The organism is Acinetobacter modestus (assembly GCF_014636095.1).
Taxonomy (GTDB): domain Bacteria; phylum Pseudomonadota; class Gammaproteobacteria; order Pseudomonadales; family Moraxellaceae; genus Acinetobacter; species Acinetobacter modestus.
In genome coordinates, this window is record NZ_BMDV01000001.1 from 864,033 (window position 1) to 883,854 (window position 19,822).

General features: G+C 37.4%; 22 protein-coding genes. 9 read left to right on the forward strand and 13 right to left on the reverse strand.

From position 1 onward, the window contains the following. Positions 1-119: 119 nt before the first annotated feature. Positions 120-812: a YggS family pyridoxal phosphate-dependent enzyme gene (locus IEV17_RS03965; RefSeq protein ID WP_004663425.1), complete on the reverse strand. Its 693-nt coding sequence runs from the start codon at positions 810-812 to the stop codon at positions 120-122. 124 nt (positions 813-936) lie between these two features. Between IEV17_RS03965 and IEV17_RS03970 the strand changes: the two genes are divergently transcribed. Then, positions 937-1,974: a type IV pilus twitching motility protein PilT gene (locus IEV17_RS03970; protein ID WP_034601609.1), complete on the forward strand. Its 1,038-nt coding sequence runs from the start codon at positions 937-939 to the stop codon at positions 1,972-1,974. Between the two features lie 24 nt (positions 1,975-1,998). After that, complete coding sequence (locus IEV17_RS03975) at positions 1,999-3,117, forward strand: PilT/PilU family type 4a pilus ATPase (protein ID WP_004663427.1); 1,119 nt, start codon at positions 1,999-2,001, stop codon at positions 3,115-3,117. Between the two features lie 95 nt (positions 3,118-3,212). Here the strand turns inward: IEV17_RS03975 and fur are convergent, their stop codons facing one another. Beyond that, complete coding sequence (gene fur / locus IEV17_RS03980) at positions 3,213-3,650, reverse strand: ferric iron uptake transcriptional regulator (protein ID WP_004663428.1); 438 nt, start codon at positions 3,648-3,650, stop codon at positions 3,213-3,215. A 111-nt stretch (positions 3,651-3,761) separates the two neighbouring features. On the opposite strand from fur, the gene IEV17_RS03985 reads away from it, so the two are divergent. Further along, entirely contained in the window at positions 3,762-4,160 is a 399-nt protein-coding gene (locus IEV17_RS03985; RefSeq protein ID WP_004663429.1) for an outer membrane protein assembly factor BamE, read from the forward strand. Between the two features lie 53 nt (positions 4,161-4,213). Here IEV17_RS03985 and IEV17_RS03990 read toward each other — a convergent pair whose 3' ends face one another. From IEV17_RS03990 to IEV17_RS04035, 10 genes are all read right to left on the reverse strand, one after another. After that, complete coding sequence (locus IEV17_RS03990; RefSeq protein ID WP_004663430.1) at positions 4,214-4,534, reverse strand: RnfH family protein; 321 nt, start codon at positions 4,532-4,534, stop codon at positions 4,214-4,216. Further along, the gene (locus IEV17_RS03995) at positions 4,534-5,616 is read right to left on the reverse strand and encodes a hypothetical protein (RefSeq protein WP_004663431.1); all 1,083 of its coding nucleotides are present in this window, start codon (positions 5,614-5,616) and stop codon (positions 4,534-4,536) included. Before IEV17_RS03995 ends, IEV17_RS03990 begins: the two co-directional genes overlap by 1 nt. A gap of 247 nt (positions 5,617-5,863) precedes the next feature. Continuing rightward, positions 5,864-6,319 (reverse strand): bacteriohemerythrin, encoded by a 456-nt coding sequence (locus IEV17_RS04000; RefSeq protein WP_004663432.1) that lies wholly within the window; start codon positions 6,317-6,319, stop codon positions 5,864-5,866. Between the two features lie 277 nt (positions 6,320-6,596). Next, positions 6,597-7,445 (reverse strand): class II glutamine amidotransferase, encoded by an 849-nt coding sequence (locus IEV17_RS04005; RefSeq protein ID WP_004663433.1) that lies wholly within the window; start codon positions 7,443-7,445, stop codon positions 6,597-6,599. A 97-nt stretch (positions 7,446-7,542) separates the two neighbouring features. Then, positions 7,543-8,319, reverse strand: a complete 777-nt coding sequence (locus IEV17_RS04010) for a GNAT family N-acetyltransferase (protein ID WP_004663434.1) — start codon at positions 8,317-8,319, stop codon at positions 7,543-7,545. A 114-nt stretch (positions 8,320-8,433) separates the two neighbouring features. Then, positions 8,434-9,333 (reverse strand): acetylglutamate kinase, encoded by a 900-nt coding sequence (gene argB, locus IEV17_RS04015; RefSeq protein WP_004663435.1) that lies wholly within the window; start codon positions 9,331-9,333, stop codon positions 8,434-8,436. A gap of 13 nt (positions 9,334-9,346) precedes the next feature. Continuing rightward, positions 9,347-10,768, reverse strand: a complete 1,422-nt coding sequence (locus tag IEV17_RS04020) for a phosphomannomutase/phosphoglucomutase (RefSeq protein ID WP_004663436.1) — start codon at positions 10,766-10,768, stop codon at positions 9,347-9,349. Positions 10,769-10,960: 192 nt separating this feature from the next. Continuing rightward, positions 10,961-11,413 carry a dUTP diphosphatase gene (gene dut / locus IEV17_RS04025; RefSeq protein WP_004663437.1) on the reverse strand — a complete coding sequence of 151 codons (453 nt, stop codon included), beginning with the start codon at positions 11,411-11,413 and terminating at the stop codon, positions 10,961-10,963. A gap of 23 nt (positions 11,414-11,436) precedes the next feature. After that, positions 11,437-13,476, reverse strand: coding sequence for a DNA helicase Rep (gene rep / locus IEV17_RS04030; RefSeq protein ID WP_004663438.1), 2,040 nt, complete (start codon positions 13,474-13,476; stop codon positions 11,437-11,439). Between the two features lie 184 nt (positions 13,477-13,660). Beyond that, positions 13,661-14,326, reverse strand: coding sequence for a YiaD family glycine zipper/OmpA-like lipoprotein (locus IEV17_RS04035; RefSeq protein ID WP_004663439.1), 666 nt, complete (start codon positions 14,324-14,326; stop codon positions 13,661-13,663). A 388-nt stretch (positions 14,327-14,714) separates the two neighbouring features. On the opposite strand from IEV17_RS04035, the gene yihG reads away from it, so the two are divergent. The 6 genes from yihG (at position 14,715) to IEV17_RS04065 (ending at position 19,119) form a co-directional block, all read left to right on the forward strand. Next, positions 14,715-15,632 carry a 1-acylglycerol-3-phosphate O-acyltransferase, YihG family gene (yihG, locus tag IEV17_RS04040; RefSeq protein ID WP_004663440.1) on the forward strand — a complete coding sequence of 306 codons (918 nt, stop codon included), beginning with the start codon at positions 14,715-14,717 and terminating at the stop codon, positions 15,630-15,632. A gap of 24 nt (positions 15,633-15,656) precedes the next feature. Further along, positions 15,657-16,715 (forward strand): hypothetical protein, encoded by a 1,059-nt coding sequence (locus tag IEV17_RS04045; RefSeq protein ID WP_004663443.1) that lies wholly within the window; start codon positions 15,657-15,659, stop codon positions 16,713-16,715. Between the two features lie 118 nt (positions 16,716-16,833). Beyond that, positions 16,834-17,553, forward strand: coding sequence for a septum site-determining protein MinC (gene minC / locus IEV17_RS04050; RefSeq protein WP_004663445.1), 720 nt, complete (start codon positions 16,834-16,836; stop codon positions 17,551-17,553). A gap of 65 nt (positions 17,554-17,618) precedes the next feature. Beyond that, the gene (gene minD / locus IEV17_RS04055) at positions 17,619-18,431 is read left to right on the forward strand and encodes a septum site-determining protein MinD (protein WP_004663447.1); all 813 of its coding nucleotides are present in this window, start codon (positions 17,619-17,621) and stop codon (positions 18,429-18,431) included. 2 nt (positions 18,432-18,433) lie between these two features. Continuing rightward, a complete protein-coding gene (gene minE / locus IEV17_RS04060; protein ID WP_004663449.1) occupies positions 18,434-18,706 on the forward strand; it encodes a cell division topological specificity factor MinE in 273 nt (90 codons plus the stop codon). A 125-nt stretch (positions 18,707-18,831) separates the two neighbouring features. After that, positions 18,832-19,119, forward strand: a complete 288-nt coding sequence (locus tag IEV17_RS04065) for a PA4642 family protein (RefSeq protein ID WP_004663450.1) — start codon at positions 18,832-18,834, stop codon at positions 19,117-19,119. Between the two features lie 43 nt (positions 19,120-19,162). Here the strand turns inward: IEV17_RS04065 and rhtC are convergent, their stop codons facing one another. Then, positions 19,163-19,780, reverse strand: a complete 618-nt coding sequence (rhtC, locus tag IEV17_RS04070) for a threonine export protein RhtC (protein ID WP_004663452.1) — start codon at positions 19,778-19,780, stop codon at positions 19,163-19,165. Between the last annotated feature and the right edge of the window lie 42 nt (positions 19,781-19,822).

A 19,822-nucleotide genomic window follows, 5' to 3' on the forward strand; every position in this document is an offset into this window, starting at 1 on the left:
AGCATCATATAAGTGATCAACAAATTATTCTAAATTAAGCCATTTTTTTCAACACCGTATAAATTTTATATAATTGTAATTACTTCTCTATTCTCTGAGCTAAAGAAGTAATTAACTCATTATGAAATATTTGAATAATCCCGTGCACCAAACAATGCTGTTCCTACTCTGATCATAGTTGAACCTGCTGCAATCGCAGCTTCAAGATCGGCAGACATGCCCATACTTAATGTATCCCAGTCTTGCGGCTGTGCATGCTGAGACTTAACTTCATCAAATAAGGCTTTGGCATCGATAAACGCAGCATAATTTTCAGGTGCCGGAATCACCATCAATCCACGTAAACGGATATTTGGAAGCTGACTGATTTGATGAACCAATTCTAAAACCTCATTTGATTGGCAACCATCTTTAGAATTTTGCCCATCAATATTTACCTGAATACATATATTTAACGGTTTTTGATTTTCCAAACGTTGATTGGATAACCGTTCTGCAATAATCAAACGATCGACACCATGTACCCAATCAAATGTTTCTGCTAAATGCTTGGTTTTATTGCGTTGTACATGACCAATAAAATGCCATTCAATATCTAAATCTTGTAATTCATCAATTTTAGTTAAGGCTTCTTGCAAATAATTTTCACCAAAACAACGCTGACCAACAGTATACATTTCTCGTAAGGTTTGGCTCGGATGAGTCTTTGAAACAGCCAACAATTGCACAGTCGAAGGATCACGTTTCACCAGCTGGCAGGCTTGCTCTATTTGATTTAAAACAGATTGACGGAATTGCTCAGATTTATTCATTGACACAGTTCTCACTTACAAAATCTTTTTTTCTCTCACATTCTATAATATGTTGGTAACACAGAGTGAAAGCCGTATATTATTCTATAAAAGAATGAGGCATTTTGATTGTTTCGGGGAAATCATGGATATTACAGAATTACTAGCATTTGCAGTTAAAAACGGTGCTTCAGACTTACATCTTTCATCAGGTATGCCACCAATGATTCGTGTAGATGGTGAAGTCCGTCGTATTAATTTACCAGCACTAGAACATAAAGATGTACACCGCTTAGTGTATGACATCATGAATGATAAACAACGTCGTGATTATGAAGAAGATCTAGAAACTGACTTTTCATTTGAAGTGCCTAATATTGCACGTTTTCGTGTGAACGCATTCAACCAAAACCGTGGCGCTGGCGCAGTATTCCGTACCATTCCATCTAAAGTTTTAACCATGGAAGACCTTGGTTTAGGTTCAATTTTTAAAGAAATTTGTGATTATCCACGTGGTATTGTTTTGGTTACAGGACCTACGGGTTCTGGTAAATCAACGACGCTCGCTGCGATGATTGATTATATTAATGAAAACCGTTATGACCATATTTTAACAGTTGAAGATCCTATTGAATTTGTACACCAATCTAAAAAATGTTTGATTAACCAACGTGAAGTGCATCGTGATACTCATGGCTTTAACCAAGCACTTCGTTCTGCTCTTCGTGAAGACCCTGACATTATTCTTGTCGGTGAGATGCGTGATTTAGAAACCATTCGACTTGCGTTAACTGCGGCTGAAACAGGTCACTTAGTGTTTGGTACCCTACATACCACCTCTGCAGCTAAAACCATTGACCGTGTCATCGACGTATTCCCTGCCGAAGAAAAAGATATGGTTCGTGCCATGCTTTCTGAATCACTACAAGCCGTTATTTCACAAACATTATTGAAGAAAAATGGTGGTGGTCGTGTTGCAGCGCATGAAATCATGATTGGAATTCCAGCCATTCGTAACCTTGTACGTGAAAATAAAGTGGCTCAGATGTATTCTGCCATCCAAACGGGTGCAAACTATGGTATGACTACACTTGACCAAAGTCTTAAGACCTTGGTTTCAAAAGGTGTTATTAGTCCTCAAGTTGCCCGTACTGCAGCAAAACAACCTGAGTCATTCCTATAATAATAAACGGATTAGAGAAATATCATGGACTTTAATGATTTACTCAATTTAATGATTCAACAAAGTGCATCTGATTTATTTGTCACTGCAGATGTTGAACCGTCAATGAAGATCAACGGTCAAATTGTGCCTGTTTCAAAGTCTAAACTCTCAGGTGAAGTCGTTGGCCAGTTACTTCATTCAATTATGTCAGATAAGCAGCGTAAAGAATTCGCTGAAACAAGAGAGTGTAATTTTGCGATCGTCAATCGTGAGAAAACAGCTCGTTTCCGTGTAAGTGCCTTTCAACAACGTGATATGCCTGGAATGGTTTTACGTCGTATTGAAACTGTTATTCCAACCATGGATGAACTCAAGCTCCCTAGTGTGCTAAAAGAACTCGCCATGACCAAACGCGGTATCATTATCTTTGTAGGCGCAACAGGTACAGGTAAATCAACCTCATTAGCTTCGATGATTGGTTACCGTAACCAAAATTCAAAGGGTCATATTATTACCATTGAAGACCCAATTGAATTTGTACATCAACATGCGGGTTGTATTGTCACTCAACGTGAAGTCGGGATTGATACAGATTCATTTGAAGTCGCATTAAAAAATACGCTTCGCCAAGCACCTGATGTGATCTTAATTGGTGAGATTCGTTCTCGAGAAACCATGGACTATGCAATTGCTTTTGCTGAAACAGGTCACTTAGTGCTCGCAACACTACACGCAAACAATGCAAACCAAGCACTTGATCGTATTATTCACTTCTTTGAAGCAGATCGCCATCCTCAATTACATATGGATTTATCACTTAATCTCAAGGCGATGGTTGCTCAACAGTTGATTCCAACGCCAGATGGTAATTCACGTCGCGCAGCAATTGAGATTCTGATTAATACACCACTTTTAGCAGACTACATACGCAAAGGTGAAGTACATGAAATCAAAGATCTCATGAAGCGTTCTCGTGAGTTGGGTATGCAAACTTTTGACCAAGCATTATTTGATTTATACAAAGCAGGTGAAATTACGTATAAAGATGCACTGAAGCATGCTGACTCGCCAAATGACTTACGCCTCACAATTAAACTTTCAGAAGAAGGTACAGATCAGTTATTGAGTGCGAGCCGAAATATTACCTTTGATGGTCAATAATTCAAATTAAGCCATTAAAAAAGGAAGGTTTTTTATGACCTTCCTTTTTTATTTGTTTAATTTTAGTAAAGTACTAAGCTTTAACTAAACCAAACTCATTTTTTACGATAAGCATCTTGGCATTCAGAATCACTACAATAACCGTATAAGTTTAATGAATGACCAGTTAAGGCAAAATTATGCTGATCTGCAACAGCATGTTGCTCTTTCTCAATAATATCATTCGTAAATTCAACAACTTTGTTGCAGTTTAAGCAAACAAGGTGATCATGATGATCTTCTTGCATGATTTCAAAAACTGAATGATTATTTTCAAAATGATGACGTTGGATAATGCCAGCCGCTTCAAATTGTGTTAACACTCGGTAAACAGTTGCTAAACCAACATCTTCACCTTGTTCAAGCAAAGTTTTATAAATATCTTCAGCACTTAAATGATGTTGTTTTGAATTTTCTAACAATTCCAAAATCTTAATACGAGGAAGGGTGACTTTAAGTCCAGCTTTGCGTAAGTCTTGATTGGAAATAGGCATTTAAAAAGGTCTCTCAACAAATCTTAAGTTGGAATAGGCAATAGAGTTTAGATGCAGTATGATCTATCCTTGAACCAAATGCATCATCATTTATCAGGATAGTGTAGCAAAATGCAAAAAATCATGCTGGCGTTATTCGTCACTTCAGTACTTAGCGGTTGTTCAGTCTTTGGTGTTTATAAAGTCGATATTCCACAGGGAACACCATTAACTAAAGCACAAGCATCACAAGTACAAGTCGGCATGAGCTTTCAGCAAGTCCGTTTCTTACTAGGTAGTCCAACTGTTACAGATCCATTAAATCCATTACGTTGGGACTATATCTACAACTACACCCCAGGTACTTATGCTAAAAAAGCAAAAATACCGGCAGTGCGTGGTCAACACTTAAAAGTTTATTTCGATGCGAATGGCAATGTAGAACGTTTAGAAGGTTTAGATACGATTCCCGAATCACAACCTGGATTACCAGCATCAAAAGAAGCAATTTTGACTGCGCCACCACTATAAATAGTTTCCAAAAAAAAGAAACCCCTCAGCGAATCATTCGTGAGGGGTTTTATTTATGAACTTGATGGTCTAAAACGATTACCCTTAATAAAACGTCCAACGGGGTTCTTTGCGGCACGCTTGCGTCGAATATCTTTAGGATTAATCGTTAATGGACGATAAATCTCTACTCGATCACCCACTTGCAAAACAGTATCTACCTCAATCTTGCTACCAAATACACCAAGATTTAAAACCTCTGGAAGTTTTACCTGCTCTGCTAAATCACTTGCATCAATCGCTTGTTGTGCAGTCATTCCTTCATAGAATGGAACGGCAATCATAAATTGCTGTTCAGGTGTCGCAAATGTAACCCAAACTTGTTTCTGTTCCATTATAAAACTTGCCCAATAACCGCGACAATCGCAATCAAAATTGAAAGCGGTAAAACTAAACGTACCGCAATACGCCATACGTTATAAAATAATTCATTACTAAAACCCATTGCTTTACGAAGATGGCTAATCTTCATAATCCAGCCTGCAAAAACTGCATAAATCAAACAAATCACCAGTCCCCAAATCATCAAGAGAGTATTAAAAATTTGGTCAACTTGTGGCACAATCCAAACTGCAATTGCCGCGAGAATAATGCCCCATTGAATAATGATTGCAAGTTGGCGTTGTGCTAACTGCTCTTTAGCAAATTGGATCAATAATGCAGCAGACATTATCGCAGCAAAAACCCACGCTAATGCTGGAAGTTGCGCTTGGGTAGAGAAGAAACCAAATGCAATGACAGCAATAAGCTGCGCGACCCAGATCGGAAAGACTGAACTTGTGACCGCTTGTTGTTTTTTCACTGTCGCTAAGCTACTTTGCCAATACAATCCTAGACCTAGACCACTTGCGACTAAAGCAAGCACTGTAGCATTGCCCCACTCTTTAAACTCAATACCTGTCCAGTGCCAAGTAGTTAACTGAGTTCCCATCACATTTGCACCAATGAAAGCAGCAATGACTCCAATTGTTGTAAGTCCAATTAAAAATTGGCGCGGTATAAAAGATAAACCAAGCGCTATGACGGCAAAAATAGCGAAAAGGATTTGAACAGGAAGATTTAATCCAAGCTGCTCAGTCACAATGTGAGCAGAGGTATTTATCATACTTCCTGCAAAGAAAGGAACAAAAACAACAGCGAACCAACCTACTAAACGCCATTTCGGGGAAGCATCTGCATCACGCGTTAAAGTAGAAAGTGCTTGTAACGCGGTCATCTGTGAACGTTTCGCTAAGGCAATTTCAAGAAAACCAATCGGTAGTGCTAATAAAAGCATGGTTCCTAGCCACAATAACCAAAAATCAAATTGACGATCAATTTGAATACCCACAGTTGGTGCTAATGTGCTAATCATGACAAAAGATAAGCAAAACGCCATCACTGGTGTAAGCCAGCGTGACAGAGTTGTGTCCTGCATACTGCATTCCTTAAAAAGCTTTGAACTCATTGTGCTTCTTTATGGAGCTTACAATGAAATATTCAATCTATTTTGCCTTTGTCACGTCTGAAAATCAAAACAAAAGATATCGAAAGAAAAAGGCAAATCACCATAAAGATGACTTGCCGCGCCTAGTTATTATTATATTAAGTTGACCTCTTATTTTTCACTCATACTCACCTTATTATTTTTTATAATAAGAGGTCTTATTATTTTTATTATTTCATTAAGCAAAGAATCTTGAGAACCAATTCTTTCCTTTTTTCTTTTCATTTTCTTTAATAATTCCAATCATATTTTCTCTCACTGCACCAACATAATCTGCATCATCATGGCGAATATGATTAATTAACCATTTAGAGAGAGCTTCATGCAATTCTTTATCAATTTCATGACCCAGTTCAAAGCGCTCACGATAAGCCTCTATTTTTTTGATAAATAAGTCATGCACACGCTTGTGAGGTACACGATACTTATAGTTTGCTTCTTCTTGTAAACTTTCTTCAAACGTAAAATGTGATTGTGTATAGTCAATAATATTATCTAATACACTTTTCATTTTTACACGATCATGGGAATATTTTAAATCAGCGATTTCATTAATATAATCCAGAATACGTCGATGTTGATCATCGATTACCTCTATTCCTGTATTATATTCGGTAGACCATTTCATGCCCATATCGATTCCTAAAACCAATGTGATTTATTGAATAAGGACATAATATCGACTAAGTAATTAAATAAAAACACAGCATTTTTGTCAGATTTTAAATATTTTCAATAAAATAAATTAACCTATTGTTTTATATTTATTTAAATATTTTACCCAATCAAAACACTCAAGTATTTTTTAACCAATTTTGAAACCAAATTCATAATGGAGTTTAAATATAAAAGTTAAGGGATTCATATTATAAAAAAGGTATATATCATGTATTAATTTTGATTATACCTAATTAATATTGATCTGCTTTGGTCATTCGTTTTAACAGCGGATTGTCTGCTTCTCGAATTAAACGTTCAACACGTGTTAGTGCGTATTTAATTGGTTTCCCGTGCTGAAATAAAATCATTTCGCCTGGCTGATATGCAGTCCATGATTCATTATGTGTGAGCGGTTCCGTCGTGATAACAGCAACACGATCTTCAGGTGTCGTTACCTCGCTAAAATCCACTTTGACGTCTAAATCAATTAAATGCGCAGGTTGAAATGGATATTCTCTTACTAACCAATGCAGTTTAGTTGTCGCATAACTAAATAATGCTTGCCCATTGGATAGGCAAAAATTAAACGTACCATGCTCAGCAATTTCAGGTGAAATTCGTTCCAACAGAGAAAAAACTTTCTCTATACACGGTTCTGTATATCCAAATGCTTCAACCATTTGATCTAATAAATAACAAAAAGCACGTTCGCTGTCTGTATTACCGACAGGTTCAAAACGACCACTAAGCTGAGGATTAAAATCGTGTAGATCACCGTTATGCGCAAAAATCCAATGCCGCCCCCATAACTCACGTAGAAATGGATGTGAATTTTCTAGCGTAATTTTGCCTTGTGTTGCTTTTCGGATATGTGCAATCACATTACGAGATTTAATAGGATAATTACGAACTAAATCTGCAATTGGTGATTCAACTGCAGATTGATTATCAACAAATAACCGACATGCTTTGTCTTCAAAAAATGCGATACCAAAGCCATCACAATGATCAGACGTAACCCCAGCTCGTTGAGAAAACCCACGAAAGGAAAAAGTAATATCTGTTGGTGTCGCGCAATTCATTCCTAATAGCTGGCACATATCTTCTAACTGTCTAACATCTAAGCCTATTGTGCATGAGGTTTAGATATCTTGTAAATCTCAATATGTGCTCAGTATTAGCCTAACAATGATATAACTATCGCTGCACCATTTTATTCATGACAAAAGAAGTCGCGATCTTATTAATTTCTAAGAAAACAAAATAATCTAAACATTTGAAATCCTCATCATAAAATGCTTGTTTAGAGAGCTTAGATTGCATACCTAGATATGTATCAAATAATTTTGGCATCCGTTCATCTTGTGGGAAGCTATATTCTGGTCTCTCAGGTTCGAATGCACGTTTTGAACGAATATCAATAATTTGGTGGTCACCCAATTGCTGAATATGACGATGAGTGTAATAGGCACGCGCTAAATTATCTTCAAGATGAATACTGACACATCCCATAAGGTACTTAGCACGCATTGACCACAACACCTTTGGCACCAAATTTAACCAGAGCATTGATAAAGCTTTTCCAGAGCGAAATTGTGGATGTACGCAGGTACGACCTATTTCTAGAATACTTGGCAAATGCGAAAAGTTAGGTACAACATCAAACTCTTTAGCGCTATAGCTTTGCCCAATCTCGTTCCCCTGAAATAATTTAAGGCGTGTATAGGCAACAATTTCACCAGTCCATTTCTCACGTAATACAGCATGCTCGCAACCAAAGTCATAGAGATCTTGATCGAGGCCATCTTCAAAAGAGATACCAAATTGATGAGAGAATTGATTTGCTCTAAATCTTTGTACTTCTTGTAATTCTTTTAGGTTGTCCACCCACCCAAAACGAAATTGATTTTGTGATGGTTTTTGGCGTAAAGGTGAAGTTAATGTCTGACGATAATGATTTAATTTTTCTAGCATAATGAAAGCTCCTTATGTCTAGAGTTACCTTAAATCGATTAAATGACATTGAAATGAATATAACATGAACAGATTATGACGAAAAAAAAGACCTCAATGAGGTCTTTTTAATCATTAGTGCTTCGCACGATTGGTAATCAGAGTTCCAACCCCATGGTCAGTAAAGATCTCTAATAATGTTGCATGAGGTACGCGACCATCTACAATATGTGCACTCACGACCCCACCTTTGACCGCGTCTAATGCACAACCGACTTTAGGAATCATGCCACCATAGATCACACCTGTTTCAATTAAACGATCTACTTCTTGTGTACTCAATCCTGTTAATAAGTTTTTATTTTCGTCTAATACGCCTGTGATATTAGTCAAAAGAATCAATTTCTCAGCGCCTAATGCTTCTGCAACCTTTCCAGCGACGAGATCGGCATTGATATTATAAGTATTCCCTTCTTCATCCACACCTAATGGTGCGATCACAGGAATAAAGTCCCCTTGAGTAAACATTTCCAGTACATCGGTTTTAACACCAGTCACCTCACCGACCATACCCAAATCAATTTGAGAAATTGAACCATCAGCTTCTTGTTTTTCCATAAGCAGTTTACGGGCACGAAGTAAATTACCATCTTTACCTGTTAAACCAATTGCACGACCACCATGTTGGTTAATCAGATTAACAATCGATTTATTGACACTACCACCCAACACCATTTCTACCACTTCCATCGTGGCTTGATCAGTAACGCGCATCCCATCAATACGATCAGACTCTTGTCCTAAACGTTTTAATAAAGAGTCAACTTGCGGACCACCACCATGTACAACAATTGGATTTAAGCCCACTGTTTTTAATAACACAATATCACGCGCAAAAGAGCTTTCAAGCTCTGGATCAGTCATTGCATTGCCACCATATTTTACAACCAACGTTTTACCTGCAAAACGTTGAATATACGGCAAAGCTTCAATCAAAATTTTTGCTTTATCAATGCCGATATGCTCATGTGGCATGCGTGTCTCCTTATTAAGCTTGTGCGAGTTCTTGTGCAATTTGCGGATATTGCTCTTGCATCATAGAAACAAATTCTTGGCGGATTTCACTTAATCGGCTTGGATTATCTGCATCAAAACGAACTGTGAAATACTCACCCGTATTAGATGCTCGAATAATGCCAAAACCATCATCAAAATCAAGTCTTACACCATCTATTTTACTTAAACGAGCACCTAAACGATGACTTTGAATTTCAATATCATTTAAAACTTGTTTAGGGTTTATATCATGGGTACTGATATAGGTATCTTCAGTACAATAACGTTCAGGGTAAATTGCTAATAAAGCAGAAAGGTTTGCTTTGTCTGATTGAGTCAGGTATTCCATGACTCTTAGCGCCGCATATAGACCATCGTCATAACCAAAACCACGACCATCATTAAAGACATAATGACCCGCATACTCTCCCCCAAATACGGCATTGCCTTTTGATTGAGATAAATATGCACGCAAGAAACTACTTCCTGTACGAATCATTTTGGCTTGGCCATGAAGCTTTTGTACCGTCTCAGCCACCATTTGTGAACATTTCACATCAAATACGATTTCTTTTTGAGGATGCTGTTTTAAACAAATTTGTGCGAATAAAGACAATAAGCGGTCTGGACTAATAATATGTGCAAGCTCATCCAGAATAACGACTCGATCACCATCACCATCCAAGGCAATACCAATATCTGCTTTTTCCAAAAGGATAGCCGCTTGCAACTGTTTTAAATGTTCCGCATGTGATGGATCAGGTGCATGGTCTGGGAAAGTGCCATTTGCCTCACATCGAATCGCAATAACTTCGCATCCTAACTTCTCTAAGACGAGTTTTGCACAACGACCTGCGGCACCATGTAAACCATCTAATGCAACTTTTAAAGGGCGTTTTAACTGAATATCACTCAATAAGGATTGTTGATATTTTAAACAAAACTCAGGAATAATATGATGCGATAATTCTTGTAGATCACTATTTTTTTCAATTTTTTCTAACGCAAATTGAGCTGCTAAACCAACCTGTTGAATAATCTCAGGACTAGGTGGTTCTCCTTGTAAAATCCATTTAATCCCATTATCAGATTTAGGATTATGGCTTGCGGTTACCATAATTCCATTCCCACCAAAATCACGCGCAATATAGTACATCATGGGCGATGAGCAACATCCAATGTTGGTGACTGTTAAACCCTGTGTTTGAAAAATTTGTTGAATAATATTGGCATAAGTCGGACTGGTTAGACGTGCGTCATACCCAATAACAACTTGATATTGTCCTGCATTTTTATATTGTTGTGCTAAAGCATAGCCAATTGAATGAATTACCTGAGGTGTTAGATGATTTAATTTCCCGCGAATATCATAAGCACGAAAAATATTCAGAGGAAATGTATATTTTGTATTCACAGTGAACCCCTATTTTTATAATCATTAGCTGATTCAAAAAAACAGAACTATTAAGAAATTAGTTAACCCTTGTTCAGAAAAATTAAAATAATTTGTCAGCTGCTTTTTAATACAAATCCAAAGAACAATCAATATCAAAAATGCAATGCTTTTAAGCAAAGCATTGCATTTAAATTGATAATGAAAGCAGTATTAGTGTTGACCTGTATGTCCAAAACCACCTGCACCACGTTCAGTCGCAACAAATTCTTGCACTTGTTCAAATTCAGCTTGTACCACAGGAACTAAAACGTATTGAGCCAAACGTTCACCCGGTTCTAATCGGAATGTACTTTGCCCACGATTCCAAACTGAGATCATTAATTCACCTTGATAATCGGAATCAATCAAACCGACTAAGTTTCCTAATACAATACCATGTTTATGACCAAGACCTGAACGCGGTAAAATTAAACCTGCAAAGTTTGGATCTTCGATATAAATTGCTAGACCTGTTTTGACTAAGACCGTTTCACCAGCCGCAATATCAATTGCAGTATCTAAACAGGCACGTAAATCTAAGCCTGCTGAACCCGTTGTGGCATAAGAAGGTAATGCCCATTCTTGACCTAAACGAGCATCTAATACTTTAACTTGAACTTTCATTACAACTTCCTACTTACTATTTCTTAACGTTTCAATAATGCTTTTAAATTCGCGAGATATTGCTGAGCTTGCTCTTTCGGATCAACATTCGGTGCGAGTTTCTTTTTACGACCATGCCACTCTAGATCATCTTGTGGCAATTCGTCTAAAAAACGGCTTGGTGTCATTTGACGCATTTGACCACCGTTTTTACGCTGCTCAGCAAGTGTCAAGGTTAGCCCTTGTCGAGCACGGGTAATACCCACGTACATTAAACGGCGTTCTTCTTCAATGGTTTCTGAAGCAATCGAGTTTTTATGTGGTAATAGCTCTTCTTCCAAGCCAATCATATACACATAAGGAAATTCCAATCCTTTTGCAGCATGTAGCGTCAATAAGTTCACTTTATCCGTGTCCTCTTCTTCTTGCTGCTGCTCTAACATATCGAGCAATACCAGTTTACGAATCACACTTTCAATATTCTTTTCATCAACATCATCAGTACGATTAATCAGATTTTGGATACTGGTATAGAGGCTCTCAATATTATCGATTTTGGTTTTTTCTTGAGCAGGTGTTGCTGCTTGCTCACGCACGTAATCGATGTAGCCTGCCTCGTTAATCATTTGACGAACTTTAGGTACAGGCTCATCATCATCTAACAATTCACGAGTAAATGTTGCGATAAAGTCAGCAAACTCATGTAATTGAGTCGCAGCTTTCTTAGGCAATACCATCGACAATCGTTGATCAGAAGAAGCTGTTAATAACGATAAGGTATTTTCTTGTGCAAATAGTCCTAGTTTCTCTAAAGTGACAGGTCCAATTGCACGCTTCGGTGTATTAATAATTCGTAAGAAAGCACTATCATCTTCAGGATTAATAATGAGGCGTAAATAGCTCATCACATCTTTAATCTCAGCACGAGCAAAGAACGATTGCCCACCCGATAATTTATATGGGATTTGCATTTGACGGAGCTGCGTTTCTAATACACGTGCTTGGAAATTACCACGATATAAAATGGCATAGTCTTTCCAATTTTTACCATTCATCAATTTATGCGTGATGAGATCTTTAACAACACGTTCCGCTTCATCATCATCATTCAAACATGTGATCACACGGATATTTTCACCATGTCCTTTATCACTCCACAATTTTTTATCAAAAATATGTGGATTGTTTTCAATTACGGCATTAGCCGCTTTTAGAATACGACTGGTTGATCGGTAATTTTGCTCAAGTTTAATGACTTTTAAATTATGAAAATCTTCTTTTAATAAGGCCATATTCTCAGGCTTTGCACCACGCCATGCATAAATAGATTGATCATCATCACCTACGGCGGTGAATTGCCCCATCACACCAACGAGAAGTTTTACAAGTGTATATTGTGCAGTATTGGTATCTTGATATTCATCTACCAGTAAATAGCGAACGCGATTTTGCCATTTGTCTCTGACTTCAGCATTCTCTTGCAGCAAACGCGTTGGCATCACAATCAAATCATCAAAATCAACGGCATTATAAGCGCGCAGATTACGTTCATAGAGTTGATATAAATGTGCTAACTGTACATCGTCAACTGTTTCACATGTTGAATGAGCTTGCTCTGGTAAAACTAAGTCATTTTTCCAATCAGAAATTTTCTTCATCGCTTTAGCGATGAGTTCTTTACTCTCTGCACCCGACATATTATCGCGCTGCATTAAGTCCATCAGAATTCGTTTGCAGTCGTCTGCATCTAAAATCGAAAAATTGGCTTTAAGAGGTAAGTTTTTTAATTCTAAGCGCAATAAATTTAAGCCAAAGGTATGGAAAGTCGAAACTGAGAGTCCTTTTGCTTCTTCACGTGACAATAACTTACCGACACGCTCCTTCATTTCACGTGCGGCTTTATTGGTAAAGGTCATGGCAGTAATACGATGTGCTGGAATACCACATTGCTGTACTAAGAAAGCAACTTTTCGTGTAATAACTGAGGTTTTACCTGAACCCGCACCTGCGAGCACCAACAATGGCCCTTGAACATATTTCATCGCTTCAAGTTGCTTGTCATTGAGTTGACTGGCAGATGACATCTCGTAATACCTCTCACGTTTTCGAGCATGATTATAGACATCTCTGTTTTAGAATCCCAATAGTAAATCTTGGGATATGTATAAATTATGATGCCTTATACAAATAACACACCATAGCTTGTCGCAAGCTGTTCGACACAATAAAAAAACCACCCGAAGGTGGTTTTTTTTAAATCAGTAATAATTACTGTTTTGCATAAATGCTAATTTCTACACGGCGGTTTTGTTCTTTACCAGCAGCCGTTGCATTTGAAGCGATTGGATTAGAAGAACCTAAACCTTGCGCATCAATACGGCTACCTGAAACACCTTGACCAGCTAAATAATTTTTAACTGACTGAGCGCGTGCTTGAGATAATGGAATATTGATTGAATCATTGCCCGTATTATCTGTATAACCTGTTACAAGAATCGCACTCTTGTTATCTTCAGCCAACACTTGTGCAACTTTGTTTAAAGTGCCGTAGAAGTTAGGTTTAATATTTGATTTATTGGTATCAAATGTAATGCTACCTGGCATGATCAATTGAACAGAACCATCTGGATTACGGCCTACATCAACACCTGTACCTGCCATTTGCTCACGTAACTTTTTCTCTTTGTTATCGAGATATAAACCACTTGCACCACCAAGAATCGCACCGATTGCAATTGCACGGTTGTTTTGGCTGCTGCTACCGTTGTTAATACCTTTAGAAACACCGTAACCAGCTGCCGCACCAATTAAAGCACCTAGAGCAGATTTGTCGTATGAAACACCACCAATATCGTTACCTTGGCCACTCATTGTTTGGCAACCAGAAAGTACCAATCCAGCCCCTACTAATGTTGAAATTACTAATGCACGCATTGCGTAGCTCCTGTCTATGTATTTTGTTGTCTGAACAAATAATGAATGAGAAAATCAAGCCAGACCATTGATATTTTGTTAATAATAAACAGTTTATTTATATTTTTGTAATATTTTGATGCACTTTTCTTGATCTTGCACTCACATTCTCTTCACTGTTCATAATTTTGCATAAAACCACATTTACGAGACTCACATCACATTATTAAAAATTAAGTAATCATCTAAGTTTCTAGCATAAAAATTTTAATTTCTCAGATTTTGTATCTATAAGTACTGGAATATATGAAAATTGTGAACATTTAAAAATATACAGTTGTATTTAAATATCTGTTGTTTATAGTTAAAAGGATCGTTTTATCGAAAATTAGCACTCAAGGTTTGATTTATGTCTACCACAAATAAAAAAGCATCGTTATTAGAAAGGGTAAGTAAAGGACTTACTGTTGGTTCTGTGATCACAGGAAGTACTTTTTTACATGGTCCTCCTGTCCTTGCTCTTGGTTTTACAAAATTATTTAAAAAATCAAAAAAGGTAGATGAAACCAATATTCAGTTAGCGAATAGTTGGATTGGTGTAAATAATCAACTGATTGAAAAAGTCTTACCAAATCTTAAATGGGAAATCAGTATTGATGAAAAGCTCGATCTGAATTTACAAGGTCGTTATATGATGATTTGTAATCATCAAAGTTGGGTTGACACCACGGTAAATCAATATTTTGGTCTCACACGTATGCCACTCACCCGCTTCTTCACCAAGTGGGAACTCATCTTTATTCCTTTTGTCGGGCAAGCCTTTAAGATTTTGGGTTTCCCAATGATGAAACGTCACTCAAAGGAACAAGTGGCTAAAAACCCAGAACTGAAACATCGCGATATGTTAGAAGCACGTAAGGCCTGCGAACAACTTTTAAGTCAGCCTTTTACACTACTCAATTATCTTGAAGGCACTCGCTTTACTGCCGAAAAACAAGCAAAACAGCAATCACCCTATCAAAACTTACTTAAGCCAAAAGCAGGTGGCTTGGCATTGGCTTTAAACATCTTAGGCGATAAGATTGATGCTTTGGTTGATATGACAATTGTCTATCCTGATGGTGCACCAGATTATGGTGATTTCTGGCTAGGCGATGTTTCACGTATTGCTGTGGATTTGCGTAAAATAGAAATTCCAAATTGGGTACTTGGTGGAAATTATGAAGATGATCCAATCTACCGCGAACGCTTCCAGCAATGGGTCGACCAAATTTGGACAGAGAAAGACCAACTGATTTCACAGATGAAGTCTAAATATTATCAATAGTCTGATTAGGAATTGACTGACCACATGACTCAGCAGGACTCACAACAGAACTCTAAATATAGCCTTGTAAATCCAAACAGTAAGTTTTTCAAACTGTTTCTTGTTTATGACATTTTCATGGTTTTTATTATAGTTTTTAATTTGTTCTGCTTAGGCATGAACTTTTTTCTAATGAGTAATATTGGAGCGTGGTTTTTTAATACGATCCATTTAGCCAGTGTACTTGAGTTCTATCGTAGCTATCTGCACCCTTGGGTGATTATTACCGAAGCATGGTTTATTATTTTCTTAATCACTGAACTTGCCGTGCGATGGGCAATTGCGATTGTGAATAAACACCATGCTCGTTGGTGGTTTTTTCCATTTATTCATTGGTACGAAATCTTAGCGATTATTCCCCATTTACGTTTTCTACGTTTATTCCGCGCAGGTATCATTGCCTATCGTTTACATGAATTAGGTTATAAAGTTGTTCCAGATAATATTCGAATTAAGGCACTTTTTTATTACAGTGTCGTTATGGAAGAATTATCAGATCGTGTTGTGATTACAGTTATAGATGGCGTCCGACAGGAGCTAGAAACCAGTTCAAGTCATAAAGATATTATTCATGACTTAGTGGATCATCATCGTCAATTATTTACTGTCGCCCTTTCTTCTTTATTGCAAGAATCTTTAGCAAAAACGCTACAAGCACAACAACCGATCATTACGCAAAAAGTAGGTATTATTGTTAATCAAGCAATTGAGGATACGCCTGAGCTGACTCAATTATTACGTCTAATCCCAATCGTAGGTGGGCGAATTGAACAGCAAATTCAAAGTATAGGGCAACGTTTGGGTGAAAATATCAGTGCAGGTTTAATTGAGCCGTTTACCAATGGATCTGTAAATCAACCCAATGAGAATTATTTATTTATTGCAGAAAAAGTCAGTGAATTGAATATTGATAATAAATACTTAGAAGAATTGGTCGAATCAGTAGTATTTGAAAGTCTTGCAGCCATACGAAAACAAGTCAAAGTCAAACAATGGCAGCAAACTTTACGTGAATATGATCAATTGGATAAAAAAGCAGAATGATTACAAGAAAATTTACCAATCTAGCTAGAGAATTCCTGTAATTTGTTCTAGCATTTGCTTTTATTTACAACATGCTTTAACACAATAGAGTGCTTAAAAAAGCCCTTAAGGATAAATTATGGCTGATATACGGATTACGGGCAGAATGGTGAATTTTAGTCGATTAACATTCGACACAAATGACCATAATGCGATCCGCCAGCAACTTACAAGCACCCTCAATGAAGGTTCCTATCTTGGAACCTTAGTCATTATTGACAGTACCGTTGAACAAGAACTGATTGCCTTAATTCAATTGCTGATTGATCTTGGCTTACAGCCAATGGCGGTAATTGATGGAATTTTAGGTGATGAAGCTCGGGCGATCCAATTTCCTGTACTGCCTGCTGATCAACCTTTACAGCGTATCAAAGCATCAAAAGAGCAAGTCGTTGCTCACGCACCTGAAAAAAATACTGAAACTCCAGAAATACAAACACCACAAAAACAAACACCGACTACGCATATCACCTCGTATCATGATGAGATTTTGCGTACTGGACAATGTTTGGTACAGGATCAAGGTGATATTATCCTGAATGCGGGTATGAATAGTGGCTCTGAAGTCATTGCGTCTGGAAATATTCACATTTATGGCAATGCTCGTGGTAGAGTCATTGCAGGTGCAGGTGGACACACTTCAGCTCGAATTTTTTGTCATTCATTAGAAGCAGAGTTAATCTCGATCGCAGGGACATATTGTGTTGCAGATGATATTCCTAAAAATCTGATCAAAAAATCCGTACATATTTATTTAAATAACAAGCAAGAGCTTGAATTTGAAGCCTTACAGTTTTAATTTAACTTATTAAACACCCAAAAAGCCCTTTTAGGGCCGTATGACCATAAATAGGAGTGGATTCGGTGGCCAAAATTGTTGTCGTAACGTCAGGCAAAGGTGGTGTAGGTAAAACTACAACAAGCGCATCTTTTGCAACAGGTTTAGCCCTACGTGGTCATAAAACTGTTGTGATTGATTTCGATGTAGGTTTACGTAATCTTGATTTGATCATGGGCTGTGAACGCCGTGTCGTTTATGACTTTGTCAATGTCATCAATAATGAAGCTCGCTTACAACAAGCCCTGATTCGTGATAAAGAAATCGAAAACCTATACATTCTTCCAGCATCTCAAACACGTGATAAAGACGCTTTGAGTGATGAAGGTGTTGCACGTGTCATTGATGAACTATCTCAAGAGTTTGATTACATCATCTGTGACTCACCAGCAGGTATTGAACGTGGTGCAATTTTAGCAATGTACCATGCTGATGAAGCAATCATTGTGACAAACCCAGAAATTTCATCAGTTCGTGACTCTGATCGTATTATTGGTATGCTTGATAGCAAAACTAAAAAAGTTGAACATAACGAAGGACGTATTCGTAAACATTTATGTATTACACGTTTCAATCCGGAACGTGCTGATAAACAAGAAATGTTAACGATTGATGATATTTCAAAAGATATTTTACGTGTTCCGACTTTGGGTGTTATTCCTGAGTGTCCAAGCGTACTTCAAGCATCGAACGAAGGTAAGCCTGTTATTCTTTATGACGAAGCAAAAGCTGGTCAAGCCTACGATGATTTAGTCGCTCGTTTCCTTGGCGAAGATCGTCCTTATCGACACATTGCAGTACAGCCAAAAGGTTGGTTAGCTAGACTATTTGGAGCGTAATTATGGCAGGATTCTGGAGTAAACTTTTTAGCAGTGATGAAAAACCATCAAGTGCACAAACTGCCAAAGATCGCTTAAAAGTTATTGTTGCATCTGAACAAGGTTTAGGTCGTCGCTTAAGCCAAGACAAAATTGACCAAATGAAAAAAGAAATCATGCAAGTGGTCAGTCGTTACGTTCGTGGTGTAGATGAACAGCACATTCAAATGCAAGTTCGTTCAGAAGCAAATATCGAAATGTTAGAAATGAATATCAATTTACCTGAAGATCGATAGAAGTTTTTTCATTAGCGATTTTTCGCAAATAAAGGCAAAATACATTGCGACTGAACAAAGCCATGCTTTGTTAATTATTCAGTCCTGTATTTTGCCTTTATTATTTTAAGACTGAGGAGATTGTCATGGCATTATCACAGCCAGCAACTTTCAATGAAGAATGGTCAGATGAGCGTGTTTTTGCCTACCTCAACCAACTTCCACCAGCAGAGGTTAATGCTGACTTCCATGTACTCTATCATGCTTTCAAACATATGCGCCCTTTCGACTATGAGCGCTTGATTACCAAATTTTTAGCTGATGGTCGTGATTTAAATGCGACTAATCCTGAAGGACAGCGTATTCATGACGTGATTGCTCAATTTCCACGTCAGAAAGATGGTTTCTTAGAAGTCTTAGCAAAATTTGCTTAAGATAAAAAAGCCTGCTTCCAGCAGGCTTTTTTATCTCTTTATTTTATCGACTACCAATCAAATAAACGCCCAGTAAGGTAAAAATCCCACCAGAAATACCATCAATCCATTTTGCAAAATTTTGATATGCAGTTCTAAATGTAGGTAATGAGAATACAAACGCTACCACTAAGAACCATAGCAAGGTCTCTATCGCAATAATAATAAAAAGCAAAGAGTGATGCTGATCAAATAAAGGATTGGCTAAGAATAATGAAAATACACTACCAAAATAAATCACTGCTTTAGGATTAGACAAGTTAGTCAATAAACCTTTCATAAAAAACAAATAAGGCGACTGTGGTAATACTATCTGTTTGATGCTTTGCTCACCTTTTGAAAAAGCTGAACGAAGCATTTGGTATCCCAACCAACATAAATATAAACCACCAGCGACTAAAAGGCCTTGTTTTAGCCAAGCCATCTTTTCAAAAATAATATTCAGTCCCATCAATGCTAAAAGTGACCAGACCATCGCCCCCAAGCAAATACCAAATGCAACCAATACCGCATCCTTACGAGAACGGCTGACAGCAGTTTGAGAGACTAAGAAAAAATCAGGTCCTGGAGTGATAAGCGCACAAAAATGAATAAAAATGAGTGTACATAATGCAACAAACATAAGTAAGCCTAATTTTTTACAATTTATATAGAGTAAATTAAA

Bases quoted from the DNA above. Each gene is read 5' to 3' on its own strand.
- IEV17_RS03965 (WP_004663425.1), bottom strand. From the start codon at position 812: ATGAATAAATCTGAGCAATTCCGTCAATCTGTTTTAAATCAAATAGAG.
- IEV17_RS03970 (WP_034601609.1), top strand. From the start codon at position 937: ATGGATATTACAGAATTACTAGCATTTGCAGTTAAAAACGGTGCTTCA.
- IEV17_RS03975 (WP_004663427.1), top strand. From the start codon at position 1,999: ATGGACTTTAATGATTTACTCAATTTAATGATTCAACAAAGTGCATCT.
- fur (WP_004663428.1), bottom strand. From the start codon at position 3,650: ATGCCTATTTCCAATCAAGACTTACGCAAAGCTGGACTTAAAGTCACC.
- IEV17_RS03985 (WP_004663429.1), top strand. From the start codon at position 3,762: ATGCAAAAAATCATGCTGGCGTTATTCGTCACTTCAGTACTTAGCGGT.
- IEV17_RS03990 (WP_004663430.1), bottom strand. From the start codon at position 4,534: ATGGAACAGAAACAAGTTTGGGTTACATTTGCGACACCTGAACAGCAA.
- IEV17_RS03995 (WP_004663431.1), bottom strand. From the start codon at position 5,616: ATGCAGGACACAACTCTGTCACGCTGGCTTACACCAGTGATGGCGTTT.
- IEV17_RS04000 (WP_004663432.1), bottom strand. From the start codon at position 6,319: ATGGGCATGAAATGGTCTACCGAATATAATACAGGAATAGAGGTAATC.
- IEV17_RS04005 (WP_004663433.1), bottom strand. From the start codon at position 7,445: ATGTGCCAGCTATTAGGAATGAATTGCGCGACACCAACAGATATTACT.
- IEV17_RS04010 (WP_004663434.1), bottom strand. From the start codon at position 8,319: ATGCTAGAAAAATTAAATCATTATCGTCAGACATTAACTTCACCTTTA.
- argB (WP_004663435.1), bottom strand. From the start codon at position 9,333: ATGCCACATGAGCATATCGGCATTGATAAAGCAAAAATTTTGATTGAA.
- dut (WP_004663437.1), bottom strand. From the start codon at position 11,413: ATGAAAGTTCAAGTTAAAGTATTAGATGCTCGTTTAGGTCAAGAATGG.
- rep (WP_004663438.1), bottom strand. From the start codon at position 13,476: ATGTCATCTGCCAGTCAACTCAATGACAAGCAACTTGAAGCGATGAAA.
- IEV17_RS04035 (WP_004663439.1), bottom strand. From the start codon at position 14,326: ATGCGTGCATTAGTAATTTCAACATTAGTAGGGGCTGGATTGGTACTT.
- yihG (WP_004663440.1), top strand. From the start codon at position 14,715: ATGTCTACCACAAATAAAAAAGCATCGTTATTAGAAAGGGTAAGTAAA.
- IEV17_RS04045 (WP_004663443.1), top strand. From the start codon at position 15,657: ATGACTCAGCAGGACTCACAACAGAACTCTAAATATAGCCTTGTAAAT.
- minC (WP_004663445.1), top strand. From the start codon at position 16,834: ATGGCTGATATACGGATTACGGGCAGAATGGTGAATTTTAGTCGATTA.
- minE (WP_004663449.1), top strand. From the start codon at position 18,434: ATGGCAGGATTCTGGAGTAAACTTTTTAGCAGTGATGAAAAACCATCA.
- IEV17_RS04065 (WP_004663450.1), top strand. From the start codon at position 18,832: ATGGCATTATCACAGCCAGCAACTTTCAATGAAGAATGGTCAGATGAG.
- rhtC (WP_004663452.1), bottom strand. From the start codon at position 19,780: ATGTTTGTTGCATTATGTACACTCATTTTTATTCATTTTTGTGCGCTT.